This window comes from Shewanella woodyi ATCC 51908 (genome assembly GCF_000019525.1).
Taxonomy (GTDB): Bacteria; Pseudomonadota; Gammaproteobacteria; order Enterobacterales; family Shewanellaceae; genus Shewanella; species Shewanella woodyi.
In genome coordinates this window covers 4,507,531-4,534,249 of sequence record NC_010506.1, presented here as the reverse complement: position 1 = coordinate 4,534,249, position 26,719 = coordinate 4,507,531, and the positions used below count along the sequence as shown (strand labels likewise).

Below are 26,719 nucleotides of genomic sequence, written 5' to 3'. Positions count from 1 at the left end.
CAGAAAGATCCGCTACACCTTGAAAAATACTTAAAAACCCCCATCTTTTAGTTAATCAGGTATGTTTCATTTGTTTGTGGAGGCTATATGCGACTCGATCGTATGACCAATAAATTTCAAACGGCAATTTCCGATGCGCAATCTCTCGCGCTAGGTCGTGATCATCAGTTTATTGAACCCATTCATCTTATGATGGCCTTACTGAATCAAGATAATGGGTCTATTCACCCGTTATTAACTCAGGCTGGCATTAATGTTAGTTCGTTGAGGTCTTTGGTTAGCCAAGAGTTGGAGCGTTTACCAAAGGTGGAGGGAACCGGAGGAGATATTCAGCTATCACAATCTCTGATCCGTCTGTTGAACCTATGTGACAAACTCTCTCAGAAACGCAAAGATAAATATATCTCCAGTGAGTTATTTATACTCGCAGCACTTGAAGGAAACGATACGCTTGCTCAAAGCTTGAAAAAATCTGGCGCGACGAAAGAGTTGATGGAAGAAACGATAAAACAGGTACGCGCCGGAAAGAATATCGACGATCCTAATGCGGAAGATCAAAGGCAAGCACTTAAAAAGTTTACCGTCGATCTGACTGAGCGTGCGGAGCAGGGGAAACTTGACCCTGTTATTGGGCGTGATGATGAGATCCGCCGTACAATTCAAGTGTTACAGCGAAGAAGTAAAAACAACCCTGTATTGATTGGTGAACCAGGTGTGGGTAAAACCGCCATTGTTGAGGGGTTAGCTCAGCGGATCATTAATGGTGAAGTACCCGAAGGGATAAAAAACAAGCGTGTGTTGTCATTAGACATGGGCTCGTTAGTTGCTGGGGCTAAATATCGTGGTGAATTTGAGGAAAGATTAAAGGCGGTTCTCAATGAGTTGTCTCAAGAGGAGGGGCAAGTGATCCTCTTTATCGATGAGCTGCATACTATGGTTGGCGCAGGTAAAGGGGATGGTGCTATGGATGCGGGCAATATGCTTAAACCTGCATTAGCACGTGGTGACCTTCACTGTGTGGGTGCAACGACCTTAGATGAGTATCGTCAATATATTGAAAAAGATGCGGCACTTGAAAGACGCTTTCAAAAAGTCTTGGTTGAAGAGCCGAGTGTTGAGGATACTGTTGCTATTCTACGTGGTCTAAAAGAGCGTTATGAGCTTCATCATCATGTTGAGATCACTGATCCTGCGATTGTTGCTGCCGCTAGCATGTCAAATCGTTATGTTTCTGATAGGAAACTACCGGATAAAGCAATAGATCTTATCGATGAAGCTGCATCGAGTATCCGAATCCAGATTGACTCTAAACCTGAGCCGCTGGACAAATTGGAGCGCCGTGCCATTCAGCTTAAGCTAGAGGAGCAAGCACTGACAAAAGAAGCTGATGAAGCTAGCCTTCGCCGCCTGCTGACTATACGAAAAGAGCTAAGAGAAGTTGAAGTGAAGGCCTCTGAGCTAAATGAGGTGTGGCGAACAGAGAAGGCTGCACTAGCTGGAACCCAACATATAAAGTCGGATCTGGAGCAGGCAAGATTGGATCTCGATGTTGCTCGCAGAGCTAGTGATCTGACTCGTATGTCTGAACTGCAGTACGGTCGTATTCCTGAACTAGAGAAACAGCTGGACTTAGCATCTCAAGCTGAGATGCAAGAGATGACCTTACTTAGAAATAAAGTCACGGATGTGGAGATCGCTGAAGTACTATCTCGTGCTACTGGTATTCCTGTTTCTAAGATGCTTGAAGGTGAGCGAGAAAAGCTTCTGCATATGGAGGATGCTCTGCATACCCAAGTGATAGGCCAGAATGAAGCTGTGGATGCGGTTTCGAATGCGATTAGACGTAGTCGAGCTGGTCTATCAGATCCCGATCGTCCAATTGGTTCGTTTCTGTTTTTAGGTCCAACAGGGGTGGGGAAAACTGAGCTATGTAAGTCACTGGCTAAGTTTCTCTTCGATACTGAGTCAGCATTAGTGCGTATCGACATGTCAGAGTTTATGGAAAAACACTCTGTTGCGCGTCTGCTTGGGGCGCCTCCAGGATATGTGGGCTATGAAGAGGGGGGCTACCTAACCGAGGCTGTAAGACGCAAACCTTACTCAGTGATCTTACTTGATGAAGTTGAGAAGGCGCACCCAGATGTATTTAATATCTTGTTGCAGGTACTTGATGATGGTCGCTTAACCGATGGTCAAGGAAGAACCGTAGATTTTAGAAATACTGTTGTGATCATGACCTCGAATCTAGGTTCAGATATCATTCAGGAGCGCTTTTCGACCCTATCTTATGATGAGATGAAGTCAGAGGTGATGAATGTTGTTGTTCATAGTTTCAGACCTGAGTTTCTGAACCGAGTTGATGAGACTGTAGTGTTCCATCCTTTGGGCGAAAAGCATATTGAACATATTGCTTCAATCCAAATTGAATCTTTGATGCGACGTCTAGCGGAAAAAGATTACGAGCTAGATATCAGTGATGACGCGCTTTCCTTTATTGCTAGAGCTGGGTTTGACCCCGTCTATGGTGCGCGGCCGTTAAAGCGTGCTTTACAGCAAGAGGTGGAGAACCCGTTAGCTCAGAAGATACTAAGCGGTAGTTTAGTGCCGGGTAAACCGATTATCGTTGAGAATGAAGAGGGTGAACTCTCCTTTAAGCAGTAAGTTAGTCTTCTCAATACTAATGTTTTGAACATTAGTCCACTGAACATTAGAACAGGCTCTTAGGAGCCTGTTTTGTTAAGTGAGGAAGGCTTATTTTTTACAAAAGAGTTTTATACGCTCTTTTTGAGTGCTTATCTGCTCCTGTCTATCCTCCTCTCTCATTGAAACCATCTCTCCAGTTTTTTCATCTTTGTTCTTTAATCGAGAGTGTGAGGTTAGAATGTTTAAATTTTGCTTAGCATTTTCGCAAATAGCAGCTGCCTGCTCAGAGCTTTGTTTCTTTATCGCCTCTGCATTTTTCTCATCTTCAGTTTGTACTGCGGCATTACTCTCTCTGACTTTTGGCTGAATGAAGCCTATTGGTTTCTGCTCTATATCTTCACTGTAGAGTTTACTAGAATCTGTATTTTCAGGTGGTTGTTGGCTGTAATGAGTGACACCATCTTTATCTACCCATTTGTGGATCACTGTCGCGGATACAGTAAAGGTATGTGTTAATGATAAAGAGAGCAAAATGAGTTTTTTGAACATGAGCATTATCAGTAAACCTATATTAAAAGTAATAAGATTAATCCGTTAACCATAAGTATAGATATGCAAACGAAATATAAGTGACACTTTTGATGCTAGCTTAGAATAATTCCAAATCCTGTAAAGAGGGAGTGAGATCCCTTGCTAATATCTATACTAATGTATGGTAAGTTTTTCATACAAGATACTAGTGGTTTTATTTTATGCAAAAATTAAATAAAGAGGTGGTGAGAAAAAAAGGGATCTACCTTTTACCTAATCTCTTTACCACCGCAGGACTATTTTCTGGCTTCTATGCTGTTATAGCTTCAATGAATGGCTTCTTTGAACAGGCTTCTATTGCCATTTTTGTGGCCATGTTATGGGATGGCCTTGATGGAAGGGTCGCAAGAATGACCAATACTCAAAGTGATTTCGGTGCAGAGTATGACAGCATGTCTGATATGGTCTCTTTTGGTGTGGCGCCAGCTCTACTCGCATATAACTGGGGGCTTTTTGAGTTAGGGAAAATAGGCTGGCTTGCTGCATTTATTTTTTGTGCTGGTGCAGCATTGAGGTTGGCTAGATTCAATACCCAAGTTGGTGTTGAAGATAAAAAATATTTTCAAGGACTAGCAAGCCCTGGCGCTGCTGCCGTTATCGCTGGAAGCGTTTGGCTTGGTAGTGAAAATGGTACAAAGGGAGATGAGATAAGCTGGTTGGTGGCTTTGATCACTGCTTTGTTAGGTTTATTAATGGTGAGTAACTTTCGATATTATTCATTTAAAGATGTTAACTGGCGAGGAAAGGTTAACTTTTTGACAATACTACTAATGGTTGGTGTGTTTGTGCTTATCTCTATTGAGCCCGCTTTTATTCTTTGTCTTATCTTCTACCTTTATGCTTTATCTGGACCCATTTTAACCACCTATAGTATACGCAGACTAAAAGGGAGCGTTAGCGTGACTGCTAAAAGTGATGAAAAAGACAATGGACCATCAGTATAAAGTAAAACGTTTAATCAGCTAAGCTGACCTTTCTATCTTTATTGCTTTACTTGGCTAATTGCTAGCCATAGCTCCAATACTTTCAATGATAAAAAAGAGTAAATAGCCACTTTTGCCTACTTTGTGCTCGTAAAGCTTTAAAACTGCTCAAATGAACTCTTTTTAGCGAAAACCCCTTGCGTAAATGTTTTCCCTCCCTATAATGCGCCTCCACTGACACGGTAAACAGCGTCGCTAAGCGATAGATGAAAGCGTGTTAAGGCATCAAGTTAAGTAAGTTTAAAACTTCTTAAAATAAACACTTGACGTCGAGCAAGGAAAGCGTAGAATACGCATCCCTAGCCCAAAGCGGCGAACGTTCTTTAACAATTCAAAACAAGAAATCTGTGTGGACACTCACAGGTGTTGAGTTATTCGAAATTGCTTTCTTGTCCTTCGGGATGTAAGCAATCAAAAATTTTCTCAATGAACCACTGAGTGACCATAGTAATATGTAAACTATGAATCGCAAGATTCATAAAACAGTATAATTCATTGAGCCGTTCTTCATTCTTAACCGGATGAGAACAAAAAACTTTAATTGAAGAGTTTGATCATGGCTCAGATTGAACGCTGGCGGCAGGCCTAACACATGCAAGTCGAGCGGAAACAGAAAGTAGCTTGCTACTTTGCTGTCGAGCGGCGGACGGGTGAGTAATGCCTAGATATCTGCCTAGTCGTGGGGGATAACAGTTGGAAACGACTGCTAATACCGCATACGCCCTACGGGGGAAAGGAGGGGACCTTCGGGCCTTTCGCGATTAGATGAGTCTAGGTGGGATTAGCTAGTAGGTGAGGTAATGGCTCACCTAGGCGACGATCCCTAGCTGTTCTGAGAGGATGATCAGCCACACTGGGACTGAGACACGGCCCAGACTCCTACGGGAGGCAGCAGTGGGGAATATTGCACAATGGGCGAAAGCCTGATGCAGCCATGCCGCGTGTGTGAAGAAGGCCTTCGGGTTGTAAAGCACTTTCAGCGAGGAGGAAAGGTTAACGGTTAATAACCGTTAGCTGTGACGTTACTCGCAGAAGAAGCACCGGCTAACTTCGTGCCAGCAGCCGCGGTAATACGAGGGGTGCAAGCGTTAATCGGAATTACTGGGCGTAAAGCGTACGCAGGCGGTTTGTTAAGCCAGATGTGAAAGCCCCGGGCTCAACCTGGGAATTGCATTTGGAACTGGCAAACTAGAGTCTTGTAGAGGGGGGTAGAATTTCAGGTGTAGCGGTGAAATGCGTAGAGATCTGAAGGAATACCGGTGGCGAAGGCGGCCCCCTGGACAAAGACTGACGCTCAGGTACGAAAGCGTGGGGAGCAAACAGGATTAGATACCCTGGTAGTCCACGCCGTAAACGATGTCTACTCGGAGTTTGGTAACTTAGTTACTGGGCTCCCAAGCTAACGCATTAAGTAGACCGCCTGGGGAGTACGGCCGCAAGGTTAAAACTCAAATGAATTGACGGGGGCCCGCACAAGCGGTGGAGCATGTGGTTTAATTCGATGCAACGCGAAGAACCTTACCTACTCTTGACATCCACAGAACTTTCCAGAGATGGATTGGTGCCTTCGGGAACTGTGAGACAGGTGCTGCATGGCTGTCGTCAGCTCGTGTTGTGAAATGTTGGGTTAAGTCCCGCAACGAGCGCAACCCTTATCCTTATTTGCCAGCGAGTTATGTCGGGAACTTTAGGGAGACTGCCGGTGATAAACCGGAGGAAGGTGGGGACGACGTCAAGTCATCATGGCCCTTACGAGTAGGGCTACACACGTGCTACAATGGTCGGTACAGAGGGTTGCGAAGCCGCGAGGTGGAGCTAATCCCAGAAAGCCGGTCGTAGTCCGGATTGGAGTCTGCAACTCGACTCCATGAAGTCGGAATCGCTAGTAATCGTGGATCAGAATGCCACGGTGAATACGTTCCCGGGCCTTGTACACACCGCCCGTCACACCATGGGAGTGGGCTGCACCAGAAGTAGATAGCTTAACCTTCGGGAGGGCGTTTACCACGGTGTGGTTCATGACTGGGGTGAAGTCGTAACAAGGTAGCCCTAGGGGAACCTGGGGCTGGATCACCTCCTTACCTATACGACTAACTCGATGTTTGCTGAGTGTTCACACAGATAACTTGTTCTTGTTAGAGCGAGTGGCATACCTAAACGGTAATGCTTGTTCTTTAAAAATTTGGAAAGCTGATAGTATTAATTTAACGATTAATGCGAAATAAATAATTGAGTTCTCAAACACTTAAATCAAGTGCCGAAGGATTTACCTTAGGGTAATGAGTTCATGAGTATTCTTTTGGCGAAAGTAAACACCATTAGTTGCGATACAACGACTGAGCTTACCCGCTTGGTAGAGTTTGTTTCCTTGTGAAACTTATTTGGGTTGTATGGTTAAGTGACTAAGCGTATACGGTGGATGCCTTGGCAGTCAGAGGCGATGAAGGACGTAGTAACTTGCGAAAAGCGTTGGCGAGCTAGTAACAAGCATTTGAGCTAACGATGTCCGAATGGGGAAACCCACTTACATAAGTAAGTATCATTAACTGAATACATAGGTTAATGAGGCAAACCCGGGGAACTGAAACATCTAAGTACCCGGAGGAAAAGAAATCAACCGAGATTCCCCTAGTAGCGGCGAGCGAACGGGGATTAGCCCTTAAGCGTAGAGGGTGTTAGTGGAATGAGCTGGAAAGCTCAGCGGCACAGGGTGATAGCCCCGTACATGAAAACTAACTTTACGTGAAAACGAGTAGGACGGGACACGTGACATCTTGTCTGAACATGGGGGGACCATCCTCCAAGGCTAAATACTCCTGACTGACCGATAGTGAACCAGTACCGTGAGGGAAAGGCGAAAAGAACCCCTGTGAGGGGAGTGAAATAGAACCTGAAACCGTATACGTACAAGCAGTGGGAGCGGTTCTTGAGACCGTGACTGCGTACCTTTTGTATAATGGGTCAGCGACTTACATTTTGTAGCGAGGTTAAGCGAATAGCGGAGCCGTAGGGAAACCGAGTGTTAACTGCGCGTTTAGTTGCAAGGTGTAGACCCGAAACCCGGTGATCTATCCATGGGCAGGTTGAAGATTGAGTAACATCAATTGGAGGACCGAACCGACTTATGTTGAAAAATGAGCGGATGACTTGTGGATGGGGGTGAAAGGCCAATCAAACCGGGAGATATCTGGTTCTCCTCGAAAGCTATTTAGGTAGCGCCTCGAGCGAATACCATTGGGGGTAGAGCACTGTTAAGGCTAGGGGGTCATCCCGACTTACCAACCCTTTGCAAACTCCGAATACCAATGAGTACTACTCGGGAGACACACGGCGGGTGCTAACGTCCGTCGTGAAAAGGGAAACAACCCAGACCGTCAGCTAAGGTCCCAAAGTTATTGCTAAGTGGGAAACGATGTGGGAAGGCTTAGACAGCTAGGATGTTGGCTTAGAAGCAGCCATCATTTAAAGAAAGCGTAATAGCTCACTAGTCGAGTCGGCCTGCGCGGAAGATTTAACGGGGCTAAGCAATACACCGAAGCTACGGGTTTGCACCTTTGGGTGCAAGCGGTAGAGGAGCGTTCTGTAAGCCGTTGAAGGTGAAGGGGTAACCCACACTGGAGGTATCAGAAGTGCGAATGCTGACATGAGTAACGATAAAGGGAGTGAAAAACTCCCTCGCCGAAAGACCAAGGGTTCCTGTCCAATGTTAATCAGGGCAGGGTGAGTCGACCCCTAAGGCGAGGCCGAAAGGCGTAGTCGATGGGAAACGGGTTAATATTCCCGTACTTCTGCTAACTGCGATGGAGAGACGGAGAAGGCTAGGCTAGCGCGGCGTTGGTTGTCCGCGTTTAAGGCTGTAGGCTGTTCACTTAGGCAAATCCGGGTGAACATTAGGCTGAGAGTTGATGACGAGGTCCTAAGGGACTGAAGTAGTTGATGCCATGCTTCCAGGAAAATCTTCTAAGCTTCAGGTTAGCAGGAATCGTACCCCAAACCGACACAGGTGGTTGGGTAGAGAATACCAAGGCGCTTGAGAGAACTCGGCTGAAGGAACTAGGCAAAATGGTACCGTAACTTCGGGAGAAGGTACGCTCCCGACGGTGATGAGACTTGCTCTCTAAGCTGTTGGGAGTCGCAGATACCAGGTGGCTGCAACTGTTTATCAAAAACACAGTACTGTGCAAACTCGCAAGAGGAAGTATACGGTATGACGCCTGCCCGGTGCCGGAAGGTTAATTGATTGGGTTATCTTCGGAGAAGCTCATGATCGAAGCCCCGGTAAACGGCGGCCGTAACTATAACGGTCCTAAGGTAGCGAAATTCCTTGTCGGGTAAGTTCCGACCTGCACGAATGGCGTAATGATGGCCACGCTGTCTCCAGCCGAGACTCAGTGAAGTTGAAATTGCGGTGAAGATGCCGTATACCCGCGGCTAGACGGAAAGACCCCGTGCACCTTTACTATAGCTTGGCACTGAACATTGAACCTACATGTGTAGGATAGGTGGGAGACTTTGAAGCAGGAACGCTAGTTCTTGTGGAGTCGACCTTGAAATACCACCCTTGTAGCTTTGATGTTCTAACTCTGGCCCCTGAATCGGGGTTGAGGACAGTGCCTGGTGGGTAGTTTGACTGGGGCGGTCTCCTCCCAAAGAGTAACGGAGGAGCACGAAGGTTGGCTAAGTACGGTCGGACATCGTACGGTTAGTGCAATGGCATAAGCCAGCTTAACTGCGAGACATACACGTCGAGCAGGTACGAAAGTAGGTCATAGTGATCCGGTGGTTCTGAATGGAAGGGCCATCGCTCAACGGATAAAAGGTACGCCGGGGATAACAGGCTGATACCGCCCAAGAGTTCATATCGACGGCGGTGTTTGGCACCTCGATGTCGGCTCATCACATCCTGGGGCTGAAGTCGGTCCCAAGGGTATGGCTGTTCGCCATTTAAAGTGGTACGCGAGCTGGGTTCAGAACGTCGTGAGACAGTTCGGTCCCTATCTGCCGTGGGCGTTGGATGATTGAAGGAAGCTGCTCCTAGTACGAGAGGACCGGAGTGGACGAACCGCTGGTGTTCGGGTTGTTATGCCAATAGCATTGCCCGGTAGCTACGTTCGGAATCGATAACCGCTGAAAGCATCTAAGCGGGAAGCGAGTCCTAAGATGAGTCATCCCTAGGAATTAAATTCCTCTAAAGAGCCGTTCGAGACTAGGACGTTGATAGGTCAGGTGTGTAAGCGTTGTGAGGCGTTGAGCTAACTGATACTAATGACTCGTGAGGCTTAACCATACAACCCAGATGGGTTTTATGAGTAGCTAGTGTGATTACTTCATAAGCACAAAAGAATACGAACTTGATTTAAGTTTGAGACAATTATTTAAGCTTTCTAAATTTACCCAATTAGTCTGGAAACAATAGCATTGTGGTCCCACCTGATCCCATCTCGAACTCAGAAGTGAAACGCAATCGCGCCGATGGTAGTGTGGGGTCTCCCCATGTGAGAGTAGGTCATTTCCAGGCGCCTAATAAACGATAAAGCCCATTGCTAACGCAATGGGCTTTTTTCGTTTTTAGCCTGGAAGGATGACCACTCGAACATGGGGAAATGAAGAGTCCGAACTTAGTGAGGTTCAATACCCATGTGGAGTAGGGCGAATATCGCGCTAGCGATGTGTTTATGGCAGAAAACTGCTCCAGACATTTTCTGCATTCACCACATCCATGTGGTTCAGCGCGAAGCTTTAGCGTAGCTGGACATTGAAAGGCGCCTTTGTTGCAGATGACAAAATAGCTACTTCGACACTTCCGCCATCCATGGCGGTCGCCCACCGCTGAGCTTGGTCAGGAACTGCATCGATGTGTTTCTGACATTCGGAACATCCGTGTGCCTTGCCTCCAGTTCAGCGACTACGTCGCTTCTCGCTACAAAGTAGCTAAATGCTGCGCATTCAAGGCACTACTTCTCCGCCCCCATGTGTTCGCTTCGCGAACGTCGAGAGTAGGGCGAATATCGCGCTAGTGATGTGTTTATGGCTAAAAATAGCTCCATGAATTTTCAACATTCCCCACATCCATGTGGGTTAGCGCGAAGCTGACCATGACAGGCGCCTATTTAAGTGAAGAAGCTAGCCCGCTGTATATGAGAAGAGTAGATGGCTTTTTTGTACAGGAAGTATTTATCCTTGATTGCCATGGATGGCATAGGAGAGGATTTGCGTTTGGGGCTTTGTAAAATTATTAACTTTACGTCTCGAATTTACCAGTGCTGATATCAGGTGGCTGTTCCACTTAAGCACGTACGTGCAATGCTTACTCCCGATGTCGGTCGATAATTGCATCCTGCATAATCGACACTTCCGCCATTCATGGCGGTCGCCCACTGCTAAGCAGGCTCTCCCGCTACGAATCATAGATTCTCCGCGTTCAATTAAGCCCAAATACTTCGTATTTATAGCGCCATAATCTCACCCCATCTGTTCGCTTCGCGAACCGAGGGCGATTATATGCTCCTCGGTAACTGCTCCTGCGTTACTCTACCTCTTATATCCATACAGTCGTGCATAATCGACACTTCCCACATCCATGTGGGTCGTAGGGTGATATAGGCGTTGTTGGCGAAGCGTAGCTTTGCGCCTATTGAACGCGGAGAACTTGTTCGCAGTTGGACCATTGGAAGGCACCTTTGGTATGGGTAAGAAATCACTTTTTATACCAATCGGTATAAAGCCTAGAGTTAGGCTTTCTTATGATGGGGGTTGAGTCACGTTAAGGTGGAAGCGCGAGTATTCCATTGATTATGGAACTGTCGTGATATCAAAGCCCACCTTTTATTGATGGCTTTAAGCTAGCGCTGATAGTTTTTAACCAAGTCGTATGTTTTTATATCACAACTGAACTTCTTGATTGAAAATGCTGCAGTTAAGCGGTTTTTTGATAAAAAGTACTTTACCTTTTAGGGGAGTTTAAGCATAATGCGTCTCGTCAACAGGGGTATAGTTCCAATTGGTAGAACAGCGGTCTCCAAAACCGATGGTTGCGAGTTCGAGTCTTGCTACCCCTGCCAAATACAGAAAAAGCCGAGCAATAGCTCGGCTTTTTCGCATCTGAAATTCGCTCTTTCTTTTCGCTTATATCGCTTAGACTTCTAGCTTCGCTTTGTTAGATGAGTTTAATGTTACCTCTCTAATCTGCAATTAGTATTAGTGTTAGATAAACTGGTATCCTAGCGGCTATTGAACTCTTTATTTTAAGTGATAGCCCCGTGGAAAAATCTGCATACTTAGACGCAATGGGAATTTCGAGGTGGAGCCAAGGAGGAGGGGCGGTAGACTCGTATACTATTTTGCTGGATAGCCTATCTCCAGAGCTAGAGAAGCATCCTATTATCACAACGGTATTATCTCTTATCGATTGCCCTTTTACTCACTGCACGTTTTCGAGTTCTTTTGCTAAGGGAGCGAATGTTGTTTGGGATATGCGAAGAGTGAAGCTACCTAAATCGAATGCAGTGTTAACTTCTGCGCCTTTAAGCGAGCTGGAGAAAACGGCGGAGAGTAAGCGGGATTTATGGAATATGATTTTGGCTCATCAGGAGAAGAGTCAGTGAGTTTTAGTACTGAGCCTCACATTGTTACTCTGAATATCGATAACGCTCCTGAAATGGCATATATCGCCTCTCAAGCGCACTCACACCCTATGAGCCTGTCAACAATCGAGTCTTGCTTTGGCCACTTGTATCAATCTTTTGGTATTTACCTAGCAGATGAACTTCAAGGCTTCGCTATAGTGCATCAGGTTTTTGAAGATGCGACGTTAATGGATATCTGTATTAGCCCTAAATCTCAAGGGAGAGGCTTTGGACGCCTGCTACTAGAGAGTGTTATTGAATCCGCCAATGAGAAAGGTGCTGAGACACTTTTTTTGGAAGTGAGGAAGTCTGGGCTTGCTGCAATAAGTTTGTATAAAAGAGAGGGCTTTAAGGAGACTGGGCATCGTAAAGGTTATTATAAAACAGCTGATGGCAACGAAGATGCGATTTTGATGAAGCTAGCTTTTTAGAGGTAAAAAAATGGCGTCAGCTAATTAAATTAGCGACGCCATTTAATCTATTTGAAATAAAGTGGTTATTTCACTTCTTTACCTTGAGCCTGAAGATCTGCATGGTAGCTTGAGCGAACCATAGGGCCGCATGCTGCATGGGTAAAACCAATCTCCTCTGCAAACACTCGTAATTCATCAAACTCTGCTGGCGGCACATAACGCTCAACAGGCAGGTGGAACTTAGAAGGCTGAAGGTACTGGCCTAGAGTGAGCATCTCAACGTTATGAGCGCGCAGATCTTTTAATACCTGTGCTATCTCTTCGTTGGTTTCACCTAATCCCATCATCAGACCTGACTTAGTAGGTACATCGGGGTGACGCTCTTTAAACTTCTTAAGCAGATCCAGTGACCATTGGTAATTTGCACCAGGACGGGCCTTACGATAGTGCATTGGCGCTGTTTCTAAATTGTGGTTAAAGACATCAGGTGGCTCTGTGGCTAAGATGTCGAGTGCGGCATCGATGCGACCACGGAAATCCGGAACTAAGGTCTCAATCTTTATTTCAGGATTTAATAAGCGGATCTCACGAATACAATCGGCAAAGTGCTGGGCACCACCATCACGAAGGTCGTCACGATCGACAGAGGTGATCACGACATACTTTAGCTTCATATCTTTGATTGTTTGCGCTAGCTTTTTAGGCTCCTGCGCATCAGGTTTTAATGGTCGCCCATGGGCAACATCGCAGAAGGGGCAGCGACGGGTACAGATAGCACCTAAGATCATGAAGGTCGCTGTGCCATGGTTAAAACATTCTGCTAGGTTAGGGCATGATGCCTCTTCACACACTGAATGTAGGCCATTGCTTCTTAAAGCCTGCTTAATCTCATCAATACGTTGGCTTGAAGAGGGGAGTTTTACCCTTAACCAGTCAGGCTTTCGTAACATGGTTTCGCGTTCGGAGGGCACGACTTTAACTGGGATGCGCGATACTTTATCTGCATCTCTAAGTTTGACACCTGGTTGTAATCTTTCTGGCCTACTCATATGACTGTGACAATCCTTGATGATGAACTAGATTCTGATAGCCTAAGTTGTGGCTAAATGTTTTAACGAGCTGCTCGCCTGCCTCTTCGACAGTTTGAGGTCCGCCTAATTGTTTGCATTGCACCATTTCTAAACCAGCATAACCACATGGGTTAATTCGCTGGAATGGGCTCATATCCATATCGACATTAAGCGCTAAACCATGAAAGGAGCAGCCCTTACGGATCCTTAGTCCTAATGATGCGACTTTGCGTTCATCGACATAAACGCCAGGTGCATCAGCTTTTGCATAGGCTTTGACTTGATAGTTTTCAAGCATCTGCACTATGCTATTTTCGATATCGGTGACCAGTTGGCGAACACCGATTTTAAGCCGCTTAATATTGATAAGAGGGTAAGCCACAAGCTGGCCAGGTCCGTGATACGTGACTTGACCTCCTCGGTCTACCTGAATGACAGGAATATCACCGGGGTTTAAGATATGTTCACTTTTCCCTGCCTGACCTTGGGTAAACACAGGAGGATGTTCAACTATCCAGAGTTGATCTGGACTGGAACTATCTCGATTATCTGTGTATTCCTGCATCGCGTGCCATACAGACTCGTAATCTTGTTGACCAAGATACCTTACGTGCAACGTGCTCTCTGACAAGGGCAACCTCTCCCCTAAACAATAATGGCGGCATTATACTCCTCTAACTGATAATTGTAAGCTAGATCACACTTACATGACGCTTAGATAACTGATTAAGTTAGCTTGTGCGGTTAAAACCTGTTATCGGAGAGAAATAAACTTATAGAACGCGCTTTACGCCTTCGATAGCTGCAAGATCAATATAGAGAGACTCGACCTGCTCTTTGCTTTGCACTGTCACTCTGATTGTAATGGAGTTATAAGTGCCCTTGCTTGAAACCTTACTGCTTGGTACGTAATCACCTGGTACATGCTTTTGCACAACGGCAACAACTCTGTCAGCCAGTGTCTCGCTTGCATCACCAACAACCTTGTATGGAAAAGAGCAGGGGAACTCCATTAGTTCATCAAATTTTGTATCTAACATCGTCAATCTCACTATTTCAAAGGGACCAATTGACCCTATATGGTGTCTATTATACCTAATTCAAGGTGTATTGAGCAAAATGCAAAAAGCCACCTTAAGGTGGCTTTTTGTACATAAGGTAAAGTTTAGCTAAACCAACCTGTGAACATCTGGGTGAAGTAGTCCATTAACTTACTGAACCAACTGCCTTCGTTTACCTCTTGCAAAGTAACAAGCGGGAATTGAGCGATATCTTTACCGTTTAGTTGGAAGTAGATACGGCCGACAGTCTCTCCTTTTGCCAGTGGTGCAGTAAGCTCTTTTGTGAGCTCAAAGTTGGCTTTTAGGTTTTTAGCTTGGCCACGATTGATTGTGATAGGTGTATCTGTGGTAACCCCTAAATCAACAGATTCTTTGTCGCCGTACCAGATTTTCTGAGTAACGAAACTGTCACCAGCCTTGTATGGCGTGATGGTTTCAAAGAAACGGAAGCCATAATTTAAGATCTTTTTGCTTTCAGCTTTACGAGCAGCTTCGCTCTTCGTGCCCATCACAACAGCAACTAAGCGCATGCCATCTTTGGTTGCTGAGGTCACTAAGTTGTAGCCTGCACCAGAAGTATGACCTGTCTTAATACCGTCTACATGCATACTCTTATCCCAGAGCAATCCATTACGGTTATATTGCTTGATACCGTTGTATGTGAACGATTTCTTCTTATACAGAACATACTCTTCTGGTACGTCGCGGATAAGTGCAGCCCCTAAAATGGCCATATCATAAGCAGTTGTTTTGTGGTTTTCAGAATCCAGTCCGTGAGAGTTCTCAAAGTAACTGTCCTGCATTCCAAGTTGCTTGGCCCATGAGTTCATCAGATCAACAAAGCCATCTTCGGTGCCGGCAATATGCTCGGCCATGGCGACACAGGCATCGTTACCCGACTGGATAATAATACCGTGGTTAAGATCGTCTACAGTGACCTGCTTACCGACTTCAATAAACATCTTAGAAGAGTCTGGAAAGTTCTTTGACCATGCTTTTTTACTGATGGTCACCTGATCATTGGGAGAGATATTGCCGACTTTGATCTCATGACCAATAACATAACTGGTCATCATCTTAGTCAAGCTGGCTGGATTTAAACTTTCGTAGGCGTTCTCTTCTGCAATAACCTGTCCTGTATTGTAATCCATTAAGACAAAGGCTTTCGCTGCCACGGTTGGTGCATTTGGCGTCACAACGGGAGCGGCGAAAACAAAAGAGGATGCAAGGCTAGTTGCAAGAATAAGTGATTTTAATGGTCGATTTAAAAAATTCATATCAATTAAGGCACGTCTTATTTGGTTATATTCAGAATCGTAAGCTTGCGAGAGTATATCATTAGTCGACAAGCTTATTCAGTGAAGGTTCATTAATCTTTTACTATTAGCTGTTTTCCAAATCTACTCAGAGATCAAATAGCTTTGGGGATAACCATCGGACTTTAATTCCAGATTAAGCTGAGTTGCCAACTGTTGGCGACCAATAGGGCCTAGCTGTAATTTATAGAGATTATTACTCTGCTGCAATCGGGTTTTAACTTGATATTTATCTTCCAGTTGCTTTGCGAGCTTGTCGACCTTGGTTTTGTCTGAAGATGCCAAAATCTGAATATAATGCAGTTTGGTCTCCTTAAGCTCAGCGAGTGCAATTGATTCGGGATTTTCAATGTAGATAACCTCAATATCCACTTTTGCTGTGCCAGTCTTTAGCATGTCTAATCTGTGAGCGGCAGCGTAGGAGAGATCGATTATCCTATCTTCATGAAAAGGGCCTCTGTCATTAACACGAACAATGACTTGTTTATTATTGGCCTGATTGGTGACCTTCACATAGCTAGGCAGTGGTAGAGTCTTATGGGCCGCTGACATGGAGTACATATCATAGGTCTCGCCATTTGAGGTTAGATGGCCATGAAACTTGCTTCCATACCAAGATGCCGTACCACTGTTACGATAACCTTTTCCTGTGTCCATCACCTGATAGGACTTGCCTAATACAGTGTAGTTTTTCTTATTTCCACCGCGACTATAAGCCTCATATTTTGGGTGTGCGTCTTCAACCTTAGTCACATCGGGGGCGCTTGTCGGGGCCTTGTCATTGACCATCTGATAGCGACTGTTATTTGAGCTTGAACAAGCCGATACGAGCAATACGAGCGAGGCTATTGTTATGGCTTTAGAGAGTTTATTGTGCATCGTGAGCCTTCTTTAATTGCTGGCTGAATTGGTAAACGGCCATAGCATAAAGCGGGCTGCGATTATAACGGGTGATCACGTAAAAATTCTTGAGACCGAGCCAATACTCACTCTTAGCTTCCTGCTCTAACTCTATGATTAGCGCAGGTTGAGAAACATCGAGATCAATCGATTCTGCTAGGGCTAGGGACGGAGATAGAATATCCAAGACTTGATAATGTAAGCGCTCACCAGCCCAGACTTTTAACGGCTTTGGGAGTCCATCTGTTTCGGCTAAAGGAATGGCAACAGGTGCTTTGGCTACCCAACCATGCTGATGAAAATAGTTTGCCACACTGCCGATGGCATCGACTGGATTATTCAGCAGATCCCGCTGACCGTCATTATCAAAATCAACGGCGTAGTGGCGGTAACTTGAGGGAATAAATTGGCCATAGCCCATGGCGCCAGCGTAAGAGCCTTTAAGCTCTTGTATATTTAACCCCTCCTCTTTGGCTAGGCTCTGTAGATTCCCCAGCTCTTTTCTGAAGAAGGTAGCGCGTGGTGGATAGTAGAAACCTAGTGTATAGAGGGCATCGACAACTGGATAGTTACCCATATAACCGCCATAAAAGGTCTCAATACCTATAATGGCGATGATGATTTGTGGATCGACACCAAACTCTTTAGCTGCTCGCTCAACGGTCGCTTCATGTTCTTTCCAAAATTTTAAGCCAGCCTGAAGACGTTTTTCAGTGAGGAAAATAGGGTAATACTGATGCCATGGTTTAGCTTCCCAAGGTTTGGTCATGGCATCTATTACGCTTTGGTTAAACTGACCGGAAGAGAGAAAGCTGTTTATCTCGGCATCGCTAAAGCCTGAAGCTCGTTGGGTATCATGAAATTCAGATTTTAATAGATCTGCTGCTTGTTCAATCGTCTCGTCAGACTGAGCAGAAACTGGCGCTGTAGCACATAGCGTGCCCATAAGGAGTGTTGCTAAAAGCGTCGGTATTATTTTCACTTATCAGGTCCCTATAAAATGTAATTAACTGAGTCGGTAGACGGCCTGTAAAACCGCTCCAGAAGAGACTCAAAAGGTTAAGTTCGATACTAACCGACTTATCTTAATTGCCCATGAAGCTTTACACTTCATGGGCATGAAGCTTATCTATCGATAAAGCGTCTATGAGTGTGGATACTCATCAAGATACCAAATCCAGTCATCAACGTTAGCATGGATGTTCCACCATAACTAATTAATGGTAATGGAACACCGACAACAGGAAGCAGGCCCGATACCATGCCTATGTTGACAAAAATATAGACGAAGAAGGTTAAGGTAATACTGCCAGCCAATAAGCGGGCAAAGCTGGTTTGAGCCTGAGAGGCGATAACTAAGCCGCGACCAATGACATACAGGTAGATGGCAAGTAACAGAAAGCTGCCTATAAGGCCGAACTCTTCGCCTATGACTGCAAAGATAAAGTCGGTATGTCGCTCTGGTAGGAACTCTAGTTGAGACTGAGTGCCATCGAGCCAACCTTTGCCTAGCATACCGCCGGAGCCGATGGCTATTTTCGATTGAATAATATGGTAACCAGCACCGAGTGGATCTTTCTCGGGATCGAGTAAGGTTAGAACGCGGGTACGCTGATAGTCATGCATTAGGAAAAACCAGAGTACAGGTAGCATGGCCAAGATACTGCCGATAAAGCCGCCAACGATCCGCCAACTCATTCCAGAGAGGAAAAGCACGAAGATCCCCGATGCAGCAACCAAAATCGATGTACCTAAGTCCGGTTGTTTTGCTATCAAGAGTGTTGGAACAAGTAAGATAACACCTGCACCTGCGAGGTAGCGTTTCTTTGGCGGTAGCGGAAACTTACTGATATACCAAGCCATGGTGATGGGGAAGGCTAACTTTATCAGCTCTGATGGTTGAAACTCCATAAAGCCTAAGTTTAGCCAGCGCTGTGCGCCCTTGTTGATCTCACCAAAGAAGTGCACACCTAGCAGCAGTATAATCCCTGCGATGTAGATGGGAAATGCCCAGCGTCTAAGAACCTCTGGATTTATCTGGGCCACCACAAACATGATAAATAGAGATAACCCCATGCGGAACAGTTGGCGCTCCATTAAAGCCAGATCTTCACCGCCAGCAGAGTAGATAACAAAGAGCCCAAAGCTCATAAGCGCTAAAATTCCTAGCAGCAGAGGGAGATCGATATGCATTCGCTGCCAGATATTAGGCCGGTGGTTTTGCGGACTCATTGGTTAAACTCCAGACTGTCCCGTAACATATATTCATCAAGTAGTGCTCTGGCCACGGGGCCTGCATTTGCTCCGCCCCAACCCGCATTTTCAAGTACAACGGCTAACACAATTGTTGGGTTTTCATAGGGAGCATAAGCGATAATCAGTGCGTTATCTTTCAAAAATTCATCAACGGTCTCAGCATCATACTTTTCATCTTCTGCGACACTGAATACTTGGGCGGTACCGGTTTTCATCGCAGCAGTGTAACCCGCATCTTTAAAGCGTGATTTATGGGCTGTATTCATCATAGATTCATTGATAATATCCCAATTTTTCTGGTCGTTGAGCACAATAGGCGCTTTCTCATCGACCGGAGAGTCAATTTTTGAGGTGTTATCCTTGATGGACTTAAGCATGTGCGGAACGAATCGTTTGCCCTTGTTTGCCATAATTGCCGCCGCATTTGCCAACTGGAGCGGGGTGGTTGTCCAGTAGCCTTGTCCTATCCCGACTGAGATAGTATCGCCGATATACCAAGGTTGGTTGTAGCGCATACGTTTCCAATCTTTAGAGGGCATGATGCCAGCAGACTCTTCGAAAATATCGACACCTGTGCGCTCCCCAAAACCAAATGGCTGCATAAAGCTGGCTATCTTATCGACCCCTGTTTTATAGGCCAGATCGTAAAAATAGGTATCACAGGAGCCGATTAAAGCTGTGTTGACGTCCACCCAACCGTGTCCCCAGCGCTTCCAGTCTCTGTATTTTCGTTCAACACCAGGGATCTGCCAGAAGCCAGGATCCCAGATCCGAGTTTTAGCCGTTATGGTGTTCTCATCTAACCCCAATAGGGCAAGGTGTGGCTTAATGGTTGATGCAGGCGCGTATTGCCCTTGGGTTGCACGGTTAATGAGAGGGCGCGAACGTGAATTGAGTAACTCACCATAGGCTTTGCTGCTTATGCCGTGTACAAATTGGTTCGGGTCGTAGGTTGGACTCGAAAGCATGGCTAAGATCCCACCGTCACGGGGATCGATAGCGACAACAGAGCCACGACGTCCATCGAGTAGTTCAAAAGCTTTTTTCTGTAACTCAAGATCTAATGTGAGGTAGATATCTTGACCCGGATCGGGCGGTACCGATTTTAGGGTACGAATAGTCCTGCCACGGTTATTCACCTCCTCTTCGAGGTGACCTGGCTTGCCGTGAAGTAAGGTTTCATAGAACTTCTCTATACCCTGTTTACCAATGTATTTGGTACCAGCGTAATCTTTCCATTCACCTGCTTGTTGAAGTCTTAGTTTATCTCTGTCGTTAATCCGTCCGACATACCCAAGTGCATGAGTTAATAAGCCTTGGTGAGGATAGTGACGTTTTAAGCCTGCAACGACTGAGATCCCTGGGAACTCATGTTGATTAACACTAAACTGAGCGACCTGCTCCTCGGTGAGTGAGGTCTTTAGGATTAACGGTTTAAAGCGTCTGTGGTACTTGAGTGACTCAGTAAATTTCTCCTGCTCTTCGGCGCTCAGAGGGATAATCTGACTCAGTCTAGTCAATGTTTCCTGAATATTTTTAACTTTTTCTGGGATCAACTCTAACGCAAAGAAAGGCTGATTTTCGGCAAGCAGTTTACCGTGCCTGTCATAAATTAAGCCGCGACTGGGCGGGACAGGGACGACCCTAATACGGTTGTCATTAGAGCGAGTTTCATAATCGGTGTATGAGACGATCTGTAGGTGGTATAAGTTGCTTAGCAATATCCCTAATAGAATGACGACGCATACAAAAGTAAATAGAGCTCTTCGTTTGAAAAGTGAGGCTTCTGCTGCATGGTCATGCATCGTTATCCGCTTTTTTGGCGCCACTTACACTTTCTCCAGCCTAGATTTTATGTCATTGGTATAAGTATCGAGATACAGCCAGTGTCTATTCAGAGACTGGTCTTAACTTAATCCCCTTACTACTCTCTGTGGTAAGGGTGATTAGTATTTACGCTCCATGCTCGATAGAGACTTTCTGCAACAACGACCCTTACTAATGGATGAGGTAAGGTCAAAGCGGATAAACACCAACTCTGGCTTGCTGCTTGCTTACAGGAGGGAGCTAGACCTTCAGGACCACCAATGAGTAAACTGACGTCTCGTCCATCCAACTGCCAACGGCTCAGTTGAGTCGCTAGTTGTGGGGTTGTCCATGTTTTACCCGGAAGATCTAAGCTGACAATGTGATTTCCTTTCGGGATTGCTGCTAACATCTGCTCGCCTTCTTTATGTAGAATTCGAGCTATATCAGCATTCTTTCCTCTTTTGCCAGCTGGGATCTCAACCAGTTCGAGTGCCATGTCTCTGGGAAATCGACGTTGATATTCCTTAAAACCTGTGGTGACCCAATCTGGCATACGTGTGCCCACTGCGACTAGCTGTATCTTCATTAAGCTGGTTTTTCAGTCCATAGCTTTTCAAGCTCGTAGAAGTCACGAGTCTTATCTTGCATAACATGAAGGATCACATCACCAAGATCAACGAGTACCCACTCGCTGCTTTCACGGCCTTCAACACCATTAATGTGAAGGTTAGCACGCTTAGCTTCTACCACTAGGTTTTCAGCGATCGCTTTTACGTGAGTTTTTGAAGTACCTGAACAAACAACCATAAAATCAGCTAGGTTAGAACGTTCTGAAATATCTAAAACTACGATATCTTTTGCTTTTAAATCTTCGACTTTGTCGGTTACAAACAGCTTTAACTCGGCGCTTTCCACGCGTTATTCCTTAATAATTTTTTGACAGCGCAGTAGTATAACAGGTTATGGCAATTCTCATAAGTGATTGCTGGTATAGAAATGTAATTTGATGATTAAAGCGGCGACGTGAGCGATTAACCCTATGTTCGGTACAGGTTTTTATCTTCAATATATTGGATGATCTTGTCTGGAAGGGCATTAGTTGGCGTGATGCCTTCGGAGAGTTGCTCGCGAATATGGGTCGACGAGATGGCCTGCGGCGTGACAGGAATAGGGATGATGAGCCCAGATTGTTTCCCTGTGATTTTGTTTGGTGAACGTACTCTGCTCTGGTATTGACTAAAAATACTGCTATCAGGAGACAAGCTCCAGCCTGGACGTTGGCAAACAACGATATGGCACAAGCCAAATAAAGATTGCCACTCAAACCAAGTGTCCAGAGATAACAGTGAGTCCATTCCCATAATGAAAAAGAACTCATCATTGGGATGGCTGTTGGTTATCTGCTTGAGGGTGGTCACTAAATAGGAGGGGGCTTCTCTTTTCGCTTCAATAGCGCAGAGCTCAAACTCTGAATACTCATCGCAAACTAACTGTGTCATCTCCAAGCGCTGCTCTGTGCTAACTGAGGTTGAGGTTTTATGGGGAGGAATGTGGTTGGGCATCAACCAGACTTTGTCTAAATTCAGTGTCTGTTTCACTTCCTGTGCTGGTCGAATATGACCAAAGTGTATCGGATCGAATGTGCCACCTAGGATGCCGATACGCATAAGCTATTATCTCTCTTCGTTTAACTGGATATGAGCAAGTTGTACATGTGCTTTGGGATCAAAAAGCAGACTCAGGTGGCTCATGCCTGTCCAATCTTCAATGCCTTGTTGCTTAAGCTTAAGCTCAATTGCTGATGCACCTGCTAGTAAGGTCTCAATATGGGCTAGGCTGAGTCTGTTAAGGGCTGCTTGATATAGAGACTTACGTTTATCCCAAATCCTTAATTTACCCCACAAAGATTGCAGTGATTCATTGTTATCCAGTGCTGTTCTGAGCTGCAGCAGAGTAGCAAGCTCCTTAAATACCCCCCAAAGGATGATCGGCATCGCCACCCCTTCGGCTTTTAGTTGGGAGAGAATATGCAGAGCTTTGTCTTGCTGATTATTAAGCATGGCATCGGTGAGCTGAAAAACACTAAAGCGAGATTGGTCTTCAAAATAGGCGCTGAGCTGGTTGCTATCGATTCGCTCGTTGGGACTTAAAAGCTGAAGTAATTGCAGTGACTGATCAGCAGCCAGTAGGTTGCCTTCATACAGACCAAAAAGCATCTCTTTAGCATCACGGGTTAGTGTGAGCTTGAAATGATTTATTCGCTCATCGAGCCAGCGTTGAAACTGGTTTCCTTCAGGCGTGGCACAGGGCACATATACGCCTTTGGCATCCAATGTTTTAAACCACTTGCTCTTGGTTTGCTCCGCAGCCAATTTAGGACCTGAGATGATTAATAGCACATCAGGGTTTGGCATCTGCATGAGAGTTTGGAAGATAGCACCACCTTCACTGCCAGGCTTTGCTTGTGGCAAGATGAGCTCTATGATCCGGCGACTTGCAAACAGGCTCATTGCCTGCCATTGATCGACGAGATCATTCCAGTTAAATCCCGCTTCTTGAGTCAACTGTATCTTCTCTTCGAACCCCTCTTTCTTTGCTTGGGTAAAGATCAGCTCTCGACTGGTTTCACATAGCCATGGGTCATCGCCAAAGACTAGATAGCATTGTTGTAAAGGTTTGAGCTGACGTGAAAGTTGATCTGGGTAAACCCGCATCAAATTACCTTTAAAAAGTGATGGCTAGAGCGGCCAATTAAGAGGTGTGATGCCTAAACATTACTTAACCTCAATGGAAGCAAGTGTTTGAATCATCTGATCTGCGGCTTGTATACGCATCTCTTTGAGTAGCATCTCCATCTCACGGCTTTTTGCTAAAGCAGTACGGGGATCATCAAGATAATCACGATGAATATCAACATCGAATCGCTGAGACTCTTTATCGGGGAATGCAACTGCAAAGGTGACATGATAGGTCAGTTCATACTCAGCCACATTGCCCGTTGGGTATAGTGAGAGAGTCGATCTATCGAGTGAGTCATGCAATATCTGTAGCGTAGGAACGTTATCACTATCCTCAGCGAGTGTAATGCTGTGTAGGCGTAATCGCTCACGCACCAAACGAGTCAGCTCACTGTATTGATCTTGACTGCTCAAGTGTAGAGTTCTTAACTGTTCTGGGATGGAGTAGCTTCCCTGAAGTTTAAAGCCGCAACCAGCACTGAACAAAATAGCCAGTGTCATGATGGCGAAACATATGCGTTTAATAAGCATAAGCGAGACAGGTATCCCTTTGGCTGATATCACATTGATTAATGCCAAGCCTAGCAGTTTATTGCATCGGCTTGGCATCTACTTTCAAGGTTTTACTAGTTCGCTACGATATTAAGTAGCTTACCAGGTACATAGATCACTTTGCGTACCGTCTTACCTTCGGTGTGCTTAATAACACCTTCCTCGGCAAAACCTTGCGCTTCAACAGCTTCTTTTGTTGCATCAGCTGGCACTGTGATCTTAGCGCGAAGCTTACCGTTTACTTGAACGATGATCAGCTTGCTATCTTCAACTAATGCTGACTCATCGGCTTCAGGCCAACGAACATCTTCGATGTTCTCTTCGTTCCCAAGTTCTTTCCACAGACTAAAGCTAGTGTGAGGAATGATAGGGTAGAGTAAGCGAACAACCGCTGACAGTGCTTCTTGCATCAGAGCTCTATCTTGCTCTGTTTCAGTAGGTGCTTTTTGCAGACGGTTCATCAGCTCCATGACTGAAGCGATAGCTGTGTTGAACATCTGACGACGCTCAATATCATCACCGACTTTAGCGATAGTCTTATGCAGCTCACGGCGAAGCTCTTTCTGCTTAGCATCGAGAGATTTAACGTCTAATGATACGGTTGTCCCTTTCGCTACATGATCGTGGGCGACTTTCCACAAACGTTTAATAAAGCGGTGTGCTCCCTCTACGCTCGACTCTTGCCACTCAAGTGTTAACTCTGGTGGTGCTGCAAACATCATAAACAGACGAACAGTATCAGCGCCGTACTTGTCGACCATCTCTTGAGGATCGATGCCGTTGTTCTTAGACTTAGACATCTTACTCATACCGGTATAGACAAGCTCATTACCATGACTGTCGACTGCTTTAACTGTACGGCCTTTATCGTCAGTTTCCTGCACTGTGACATCAGCTGGCGAGACCCATACACGTGCACCTTTCTCATTGGTGTAGTAATAAGCATCTGCCAATACCATACCTTGAGTCAGTAGACGTTTGGCTGGCTCATCTGAGTTAACTAAGCCTATATCACGCAATAACTTGTGGAAGAAGCGGAAGTAAAGTAAGTGCATACAAGCATGCTCGATACCACCTATGTATTGATCAACAGGTAACCAGTAGTTCGCTTTAGCTGGATCTAGCATCTCATCAGCGTGCGGGCTACAGTAGCGTGCGTAGTACCATGAAGATTCCATAAAGGTATCGAAGGTATCAGTTTCTCTTAGCGCGTCTTCACCATTGATCTGGGTTTTTGCCCACTCTTTGTCGGCCTTGATCGGGCTTTGGATCCCATCCATCACCACATCTTCAGGCAAGATAACTGGCAATTGATCTTCAGGCGTAGGCACTACAGTGCCATCGGCAAGTGTCACCATAGGGATTGGTGCCCCCCAGTAACGTTGACGTGAGACACCCCAGTCACGAAGACGGAAGTTGACCTGACGTTTACCTTTACCTTCAGCAGTAAGCTTGGCATCGATAGCATCGAAGGCTGCTTGGAAGTCCAGACCATCAAACTCAGCTGAGTTAAATAGTACGCCTTTTTCTGTGTAAGCTTCCTCACTGATGTCTAGCTCAGCATCTTCAGGCTTAATGACGCCCTCGATGGCTAAACCATATTTAATCGCAAACTCATAATCACGTTGATCATGAGCTGGTACTGACATCACAGCGCCTGTGCCATAGTTCATCAACACGAAGTTTGCAGCCCAGATAGGTACTTGCTTACCCGTTAGTGGGTGGATGGCATACAGACCCGTTGCGACACCTTTTTTCTCCATTGCTGCCATCGCAGCTTCGGTGGTATCGGCGTTTTTGCACTCTTCGATAAATGCAGCTAGCTCAGGGCTGTTAGCCGCAGCTTTTTCTGCCAAAGGATGACCTGCTGCTATCGCAACATAGGTCACACCCATTACAGTATCAGGACGGGTAGTGTAGATATCGAAAGACTCATCGCTATCGGCAACTTGGAAAGTCATCTCAATGCCTTCACTGCGGCCAATCCAGTTGCGCTGCATGGTCTTAACTTGCTCTGGCCACTCATCGAGCTGGTCGATATCACTGAGAAGCTCATCGGCGTAGTCGGTGATTTTAATGAACCACTGAGGGATCTCTTTCTGGACCACTTCAGTATCACAACGCCAGCAACAGCCATCTTGTACCTGTTCGTTGGCAAGTACCGTTTCATCGTTCGGGCACCAGTTTACAGAGGCGGTTTTCTTATAAACTAAACCTTTCTCATAAAGCTTAGTGAAGAACCACTGTTCCCAACGATAGTACTCTGGCGTACAAGTTGCGATTTCACGGCTCCAGTCATAACCAAAGCCCAGCATTTTTAGCTGGTTTTTCATGTAATCGATATTTTCATAAGTCCAAGGTGCCGGTGCACTGCTGTTTTTAATCGCAGCATTCTCAGCTGGCAGGCCGAAAGAGTCCCAACCGATAGGCTGAAGGACATTTTTTCCCTGCAAACGCTGGTAACGGGCAACAACGTCACCTATGGTGTAGTTACGAACATGACCCATGTGTAGACGGCCCGACGGGTATGGGAACATAGAGAGGCAGTAAAACTTCTCCTTATTCTCATCTTCGGTGACTTCAAATGTTTTCGTGTCTTGCCAGTGCTGCTGCACCTTAGCTTCAATTTCTGAAGGTTGATATTGCTCTTGCATCAATATTTCCCGGCCATGCCGCCCATTATTTGATCTTGCGCACTTTCCGCGCGAGTTAGATCTGCATAGAATAAACTAGAAGTGAGTCATTAAAAAGGTTCGGATGAA

General features: G+C 45.6%; 19 protein-coding genes, 1 tRNA gene and 3 rRNA genes. 8 read left to right on the top strand and 15 right to left on the bottom strand.

Annotation, left to right across the window (positions count from 1 at the left end; genetic code table 11):
- Positions 1-87: 87 nt before the first annotated feature.
- On the top strand, positions 88-2,661 hold the full coding sequence (gene clpB / locus SWOO_RS19165) for an ATP-dependent chaperone ClpB (protein ID WP_012326312.1): 2,574 nt from the start codon (positions 88-90) through the stop codon (positions 2,659-2,661).
- Positions 2,662-2,751: 90 nt separating this feature from the next.
- On the opposite strand, the gene SWOO_RS19160 is transcribed toward clpB, so the two are convergent.
- Positions 2,752-3,198, bottom strand: coding sequence for a DUF4124 domain-containing protein (locus tag SWOO_RS19160; RefSeq protein ID WP_012326311.1), 447 nt, complete (start codon positions 3,196-3,198; stop codon positions 2,752-2,754).
- Positions 3,199-3,395: 197 nt separating this feature from the next.
- Between SWOO_RS19160 and pssA the strand changes: the two genes are divergently transcribed.
- The 7 genes from pssA to rimI all read left to right on the top strand — a co-directional run bounded on the left by pssA (position 3,396) and on the right by rimI (position 12,273).
- Positions 3,396-4,178 (top strand): CDP-diacylglycerol--serine O-phosphatidyltransferase, encoded by a 783-nt coding sequence (gene pssA, locus SWOO_RS19155; protein WP_012326310.1) that lies wholly within the window; start codon positions 3,396-3,398, stop codon positions 4,176-4,178.
- Positions 4,179-4,755: 577 nt separating this feature from the next.
- Positions 4,756-6,298, top strand: a 16S ribosomal RNA gene (locus SWOO_RS19150).
- Positions 6,299-6,609: 311 nt separating this feature from the next.
- Positions 6,610-9,504 (top strand): 23S ribosomal RNA (locus tag SWOO_RS19145).
- 115 nt (positions 9,505-9,619) lie between these two features.
- Positions 9,620-9,735: ribosomal RNA gene (rrf, locus tag SWOO_RS19140) — 5S ribosomal RNA — on the top strand.
- The 16S, 23S and 5S rRNA genes sit together here, the layout of an rRNA operon.
- A 1,466-nt stretch (positions 9,736-11,201) precedes the next feature.
- Positions 11,202-11,278 (top strand) — tRNA-Trp (locus SWOO_RS19135).
- Positions 11,279-11,476: 198 nt separating this feature from the next.
- A complete protein-coding gene (locus SWOO_RS25605; RefSeq protein ID WP_049774380.1) occupies positions 11,477-11,821 on the top strand; it encodes a hypothetical protein in 345 nt (114 codons plus the stop codon).
- Positions 11,782-12,273 (top strand): ribosomal protein S18-alanine N-acetyltransferase, encoded by a 492-nt coding sequence (gene rimI, locus SWOO_RS19130; RefSeq protein ID WP_407636063.1) that lies wholly within the window; start codon positions 11,782-11,784, stop codon positions 12,271-12,273. Before SWOO_RS25605 ends, rimI begins: the two co-directional genes overlap by 40 nt.
- A 65-nt stretch (positions 12,274-12,338) precedes the next feature.
- On the opposite strand, the gene lipA is transcribed toward rimI, so the two are convergent.
- The 14 genes from lipA to leuS form a co-directional block, all read right to left on the bottom strand.
- Positions 12,339-13,304, bottom strand: coding sequence for a lipoyl synthase (lipA, locus tag SWOO_RS19125; RefSeq protein ID WP_012326307.1), 966 nt, complete (start codon positions 13,302-13,304; stop codon positions 12,339-12,341).
- A complete protein-coding gene (gene lipB, locus SWOO_RS19120) occupies positions 13,297-13,956 on the bottom strand; it encodes a lipoyl(octanoyl) transferase LipB (protein WP_012326306.1) in 660 nt (219 codons plus the stop codon). The genes lipA and lipB overlap by 8 nt, the downstream gene beginning before the upstream one ends.
- 142 nt (positions 13,957-14,098) lie before the next feature.
- A complete protein-coding gene (gene ybeD / locus SWOO_RS19115) occupies positions 14,099-14,365 on the bottom strand; it encodes a DUF493 family protein YbeD (RefSeq protein ID WP_012326305.1) in 267 nt (88 codons plus the stop codon).
- Between the two features lie 125 nt (positions 14,366-14,490).
- Positions 14,491-15,663 carry a serine hydrolase gene (locus tag SWOO_RS19110; RefSeq protein WP_012326304.1) on the bottom strand — a complete coding sequence of 391 codons (1,173 nt, stop codon included), beginning with the start codon at positions 15,661-15,663 and terminating at the stop codon, positions 14,491-14,493.
- A gap of 123 nt (positions 15,664-15,786) precedes the next feature.
- Positions 15,787-16,581 carry a septal ring lytic transglycosylase RlpA family protein gene (locus SWOO_RS19105; RefSeq protein WP_012326303.1) on the bottom strand — a complete coding sequence of 265 codons (795 nt, stop codon included), beginning with the start codon at positions 16,579-16,581 and terminating at the stop codon, positions 15,787-15,789.
- On the bottom strand, positions 16,571-17,548 hold the full coding sequence (gene mltB, locus SWOO_RS19100) for a lytic murein transglycosylase B (RefSeq protein ID WP_195742988.1): 978 nt from the start codon (positions 17,546-17,548) through the stop codon (positions 16,571-16,573). Before mltB ends, SWOO_RS19105 begins: the two co-directional genes overlap by 11 nt.
- A gap of 179 nt (positions 17,549-17,727) precedes the next feature.
- Positions 17,728-18,834: a rod shape-determining protein RodA gene (gene rodA, locus SWOO_RS19095; RefSeq protein WP_012326301.1), complete on the bottom strand. Its 1,107-nt coding sequence runs from the start codon at positions 18,832-18,834 to the stop codon at positions 17,728-17,730.
- A complete protein-coding gene (gene mrdA / locus SWOO_RS19090) occupies positions 18,831-20,687 on the bottom strand; it encodes a penicillin-binding protein 2 (protein WP_195742815.1) in 1,857 nt (618 codons plus the stop codon). The genes rodA and mrdA overlap by 4 nt, the downstream gene beginning before the upstream one ends.
- Positions 20,688-20,782: 95 nt before the next feature.
- Positions 20,783-21,253, bottom strand: coding sequence for a 23S rRNA (pseudouridine(1915)-N(3))-methyltransferase RlmH (rlmH, locus tag SWOO_RS19085; RefSeq protein ID WP_012326299.1), 471 nt, complete (start codon positions 21,251-21,253; stop codon positions 20,783-20,785).
- Positions 21,253-21,582, bottom strand: a complete 330-nt coding sequence (gene rsfS / locus SWOO_RS19080; protein ID WP_012326298.1) for a ribosome silencing factor — start codon at positions 21,580-21,582, stop codon at positions 21,253-21,255. The genes rlmH and rsfS overlap by 1 nt, the downstream gene beginning before the upstream one ends.
- Before the next feature lie 122 nt (positions 21,583-21,704).
- Positions 21,705-22,334: a nicotinate-nucleotide adenylyltransferase gene (gene nadD / locus SWOO_RS19075; RefSeq protein ID WP_012326297.1), complete on the bottom strand. Its 630-nt coding sequence runs from the start codon at positions 22,332-22,334 to the stop codon at positions 21,705-21,707.
- Positions 22,335-22,340: 6 nt separating this feature from the next.
- Positions 22,341-23,381 carry a DNA polymerase III subunit delta gene (gene holA, locus SWOO_RS19070; RefSeq protein WP_012326296.1) on the bottom strand — a complete coding sequence of 347 codons (1,041 nt, stop codon included), beginning with the start codon at positions 23,379-23,381 and terminating at the stop codon, positions 22,341-22,343.
- A gap of 60 nt (positions 23,382-23,441) precedes the next feature.
- On the bottom strand, positions 23,442-23,936 hold the full coding sequence (locus tag SWOO_RS19065) for an LPS-assembly lipoprotein LptE (RefSeq protein WP_012326295.1): 495 nt from the start codon (positions 23,934-23,936) through the stop codon (positions 23,442-23,444).
- Positions 23,937-24,031: 95 nt separating this feature from the next.
- Positions 24,032-26,611: a leucine--tRNA ligase gene (gene leuS / locus SWOO_RS19060; protein ID WP_012326294.1), complete on the bottom strand. Its 2,580-nt coding sequence runs from the start codon at positions 26,609-26,611 to the stop codon at positions 24,032-24,034.
- Positions 26,612-26,719 lie beyond the last annotated feature (108 nt).

Coding starts and splice junctions, on each gene's coding strand:
- rodA (WP_012326301.1), bottom strand. CDS start 18,834: ATGAGTCCGCAAAACCACCGGCCTAATATCTGGCAGCGAATGCATATC.
- leuS (WP_012326294.1), bottom strand. CDS start 26,611: ATGCAAGAGCAATATCAACCTTCAGAAATTGAAGCTAAGGTGCAGCAG.
- pssA (WP_012326310.1), top strand. CDS start 3,396: ATGCAAAAATTAAATAAAGAGGTGGTGAGAAAAAAAGGGATCTACCTT.
- ybeD (WP_012326305.1), bottom strand. CDS start 14,365: ATGTTAGATACAAAATTTGATGAACTAATGGAGTTCCCCTGCTCTTTT.
- rlmH (WP_012326299.1), bottom strand. CDS start 21,253: ATGAAGATACAGCTAGTCGCAGTGGGCACACGTATGCCAGATTGGGTC.
- rimI (WP_407636063.1), top strand. CDS start 11,782: ATGGAATATGATTTTGGCTCATCAGGAGAAGAGTCAGTGAGTTTTAGT.
- SWOO_RS19160 (WP_012326311.1), bottom strand. CDS start 3,198: ATGCTCATGTTCAAAAAACTCATTTTGCTCTCTTTATCATTAACACAT.
- SWOO_RS19065 (WP_012326295.1), bottom strand. CDS start 23,936: ATGCTTATTAAACGCATATGTTTCGCCATCATGACACTGGCTATTTTG.
- mltB (WP_195742988.1), bottom strand. CDS start 17,548: ATGGGCACGCTATGTGCTACAGCGCCAGTTTCTGCTCAGTCTGACGAG.
- holA (WP_012326296.1), bottom strand. CDS start 23,381: ATGCGGGTTTACCCAGATCAACTTTCACGTCAGCTCAAACCTTTACAA.
- lipA (WP_012326307.1), bottom strand. CDS start 13,304: ATGAGTAGGCCAGAAAGATTACAACCAGGTGTCAAACTTAGAGATGCA.
- nadD (WP_012326297.1), bottom strand. CDS start 22,334: ATGCGTATCGGCATCCTAGGTGGCACATTCGATCCGATACACTTTGGT.
- SWOO_RS19110 (WP_012326304.1), bottom strand. CDS start 15,663: ATGAATTTTTTAAATCGACCATTAAAATCACTTATTCTTGCAACTAGC.
- clpB (WP_012326312.1), top strand. CDS start 88: ATGCGACTCGATCGTATGACCAATAAATTTCAAACGGCAATTTCCGAT.
- SWOO_RS19105 (WP_012326303.1), bottom strand. CDS start 16,581: ATGCACAATAAACTCTCTAAAGCCATAACAATAGCCTCGCTCGTATTG.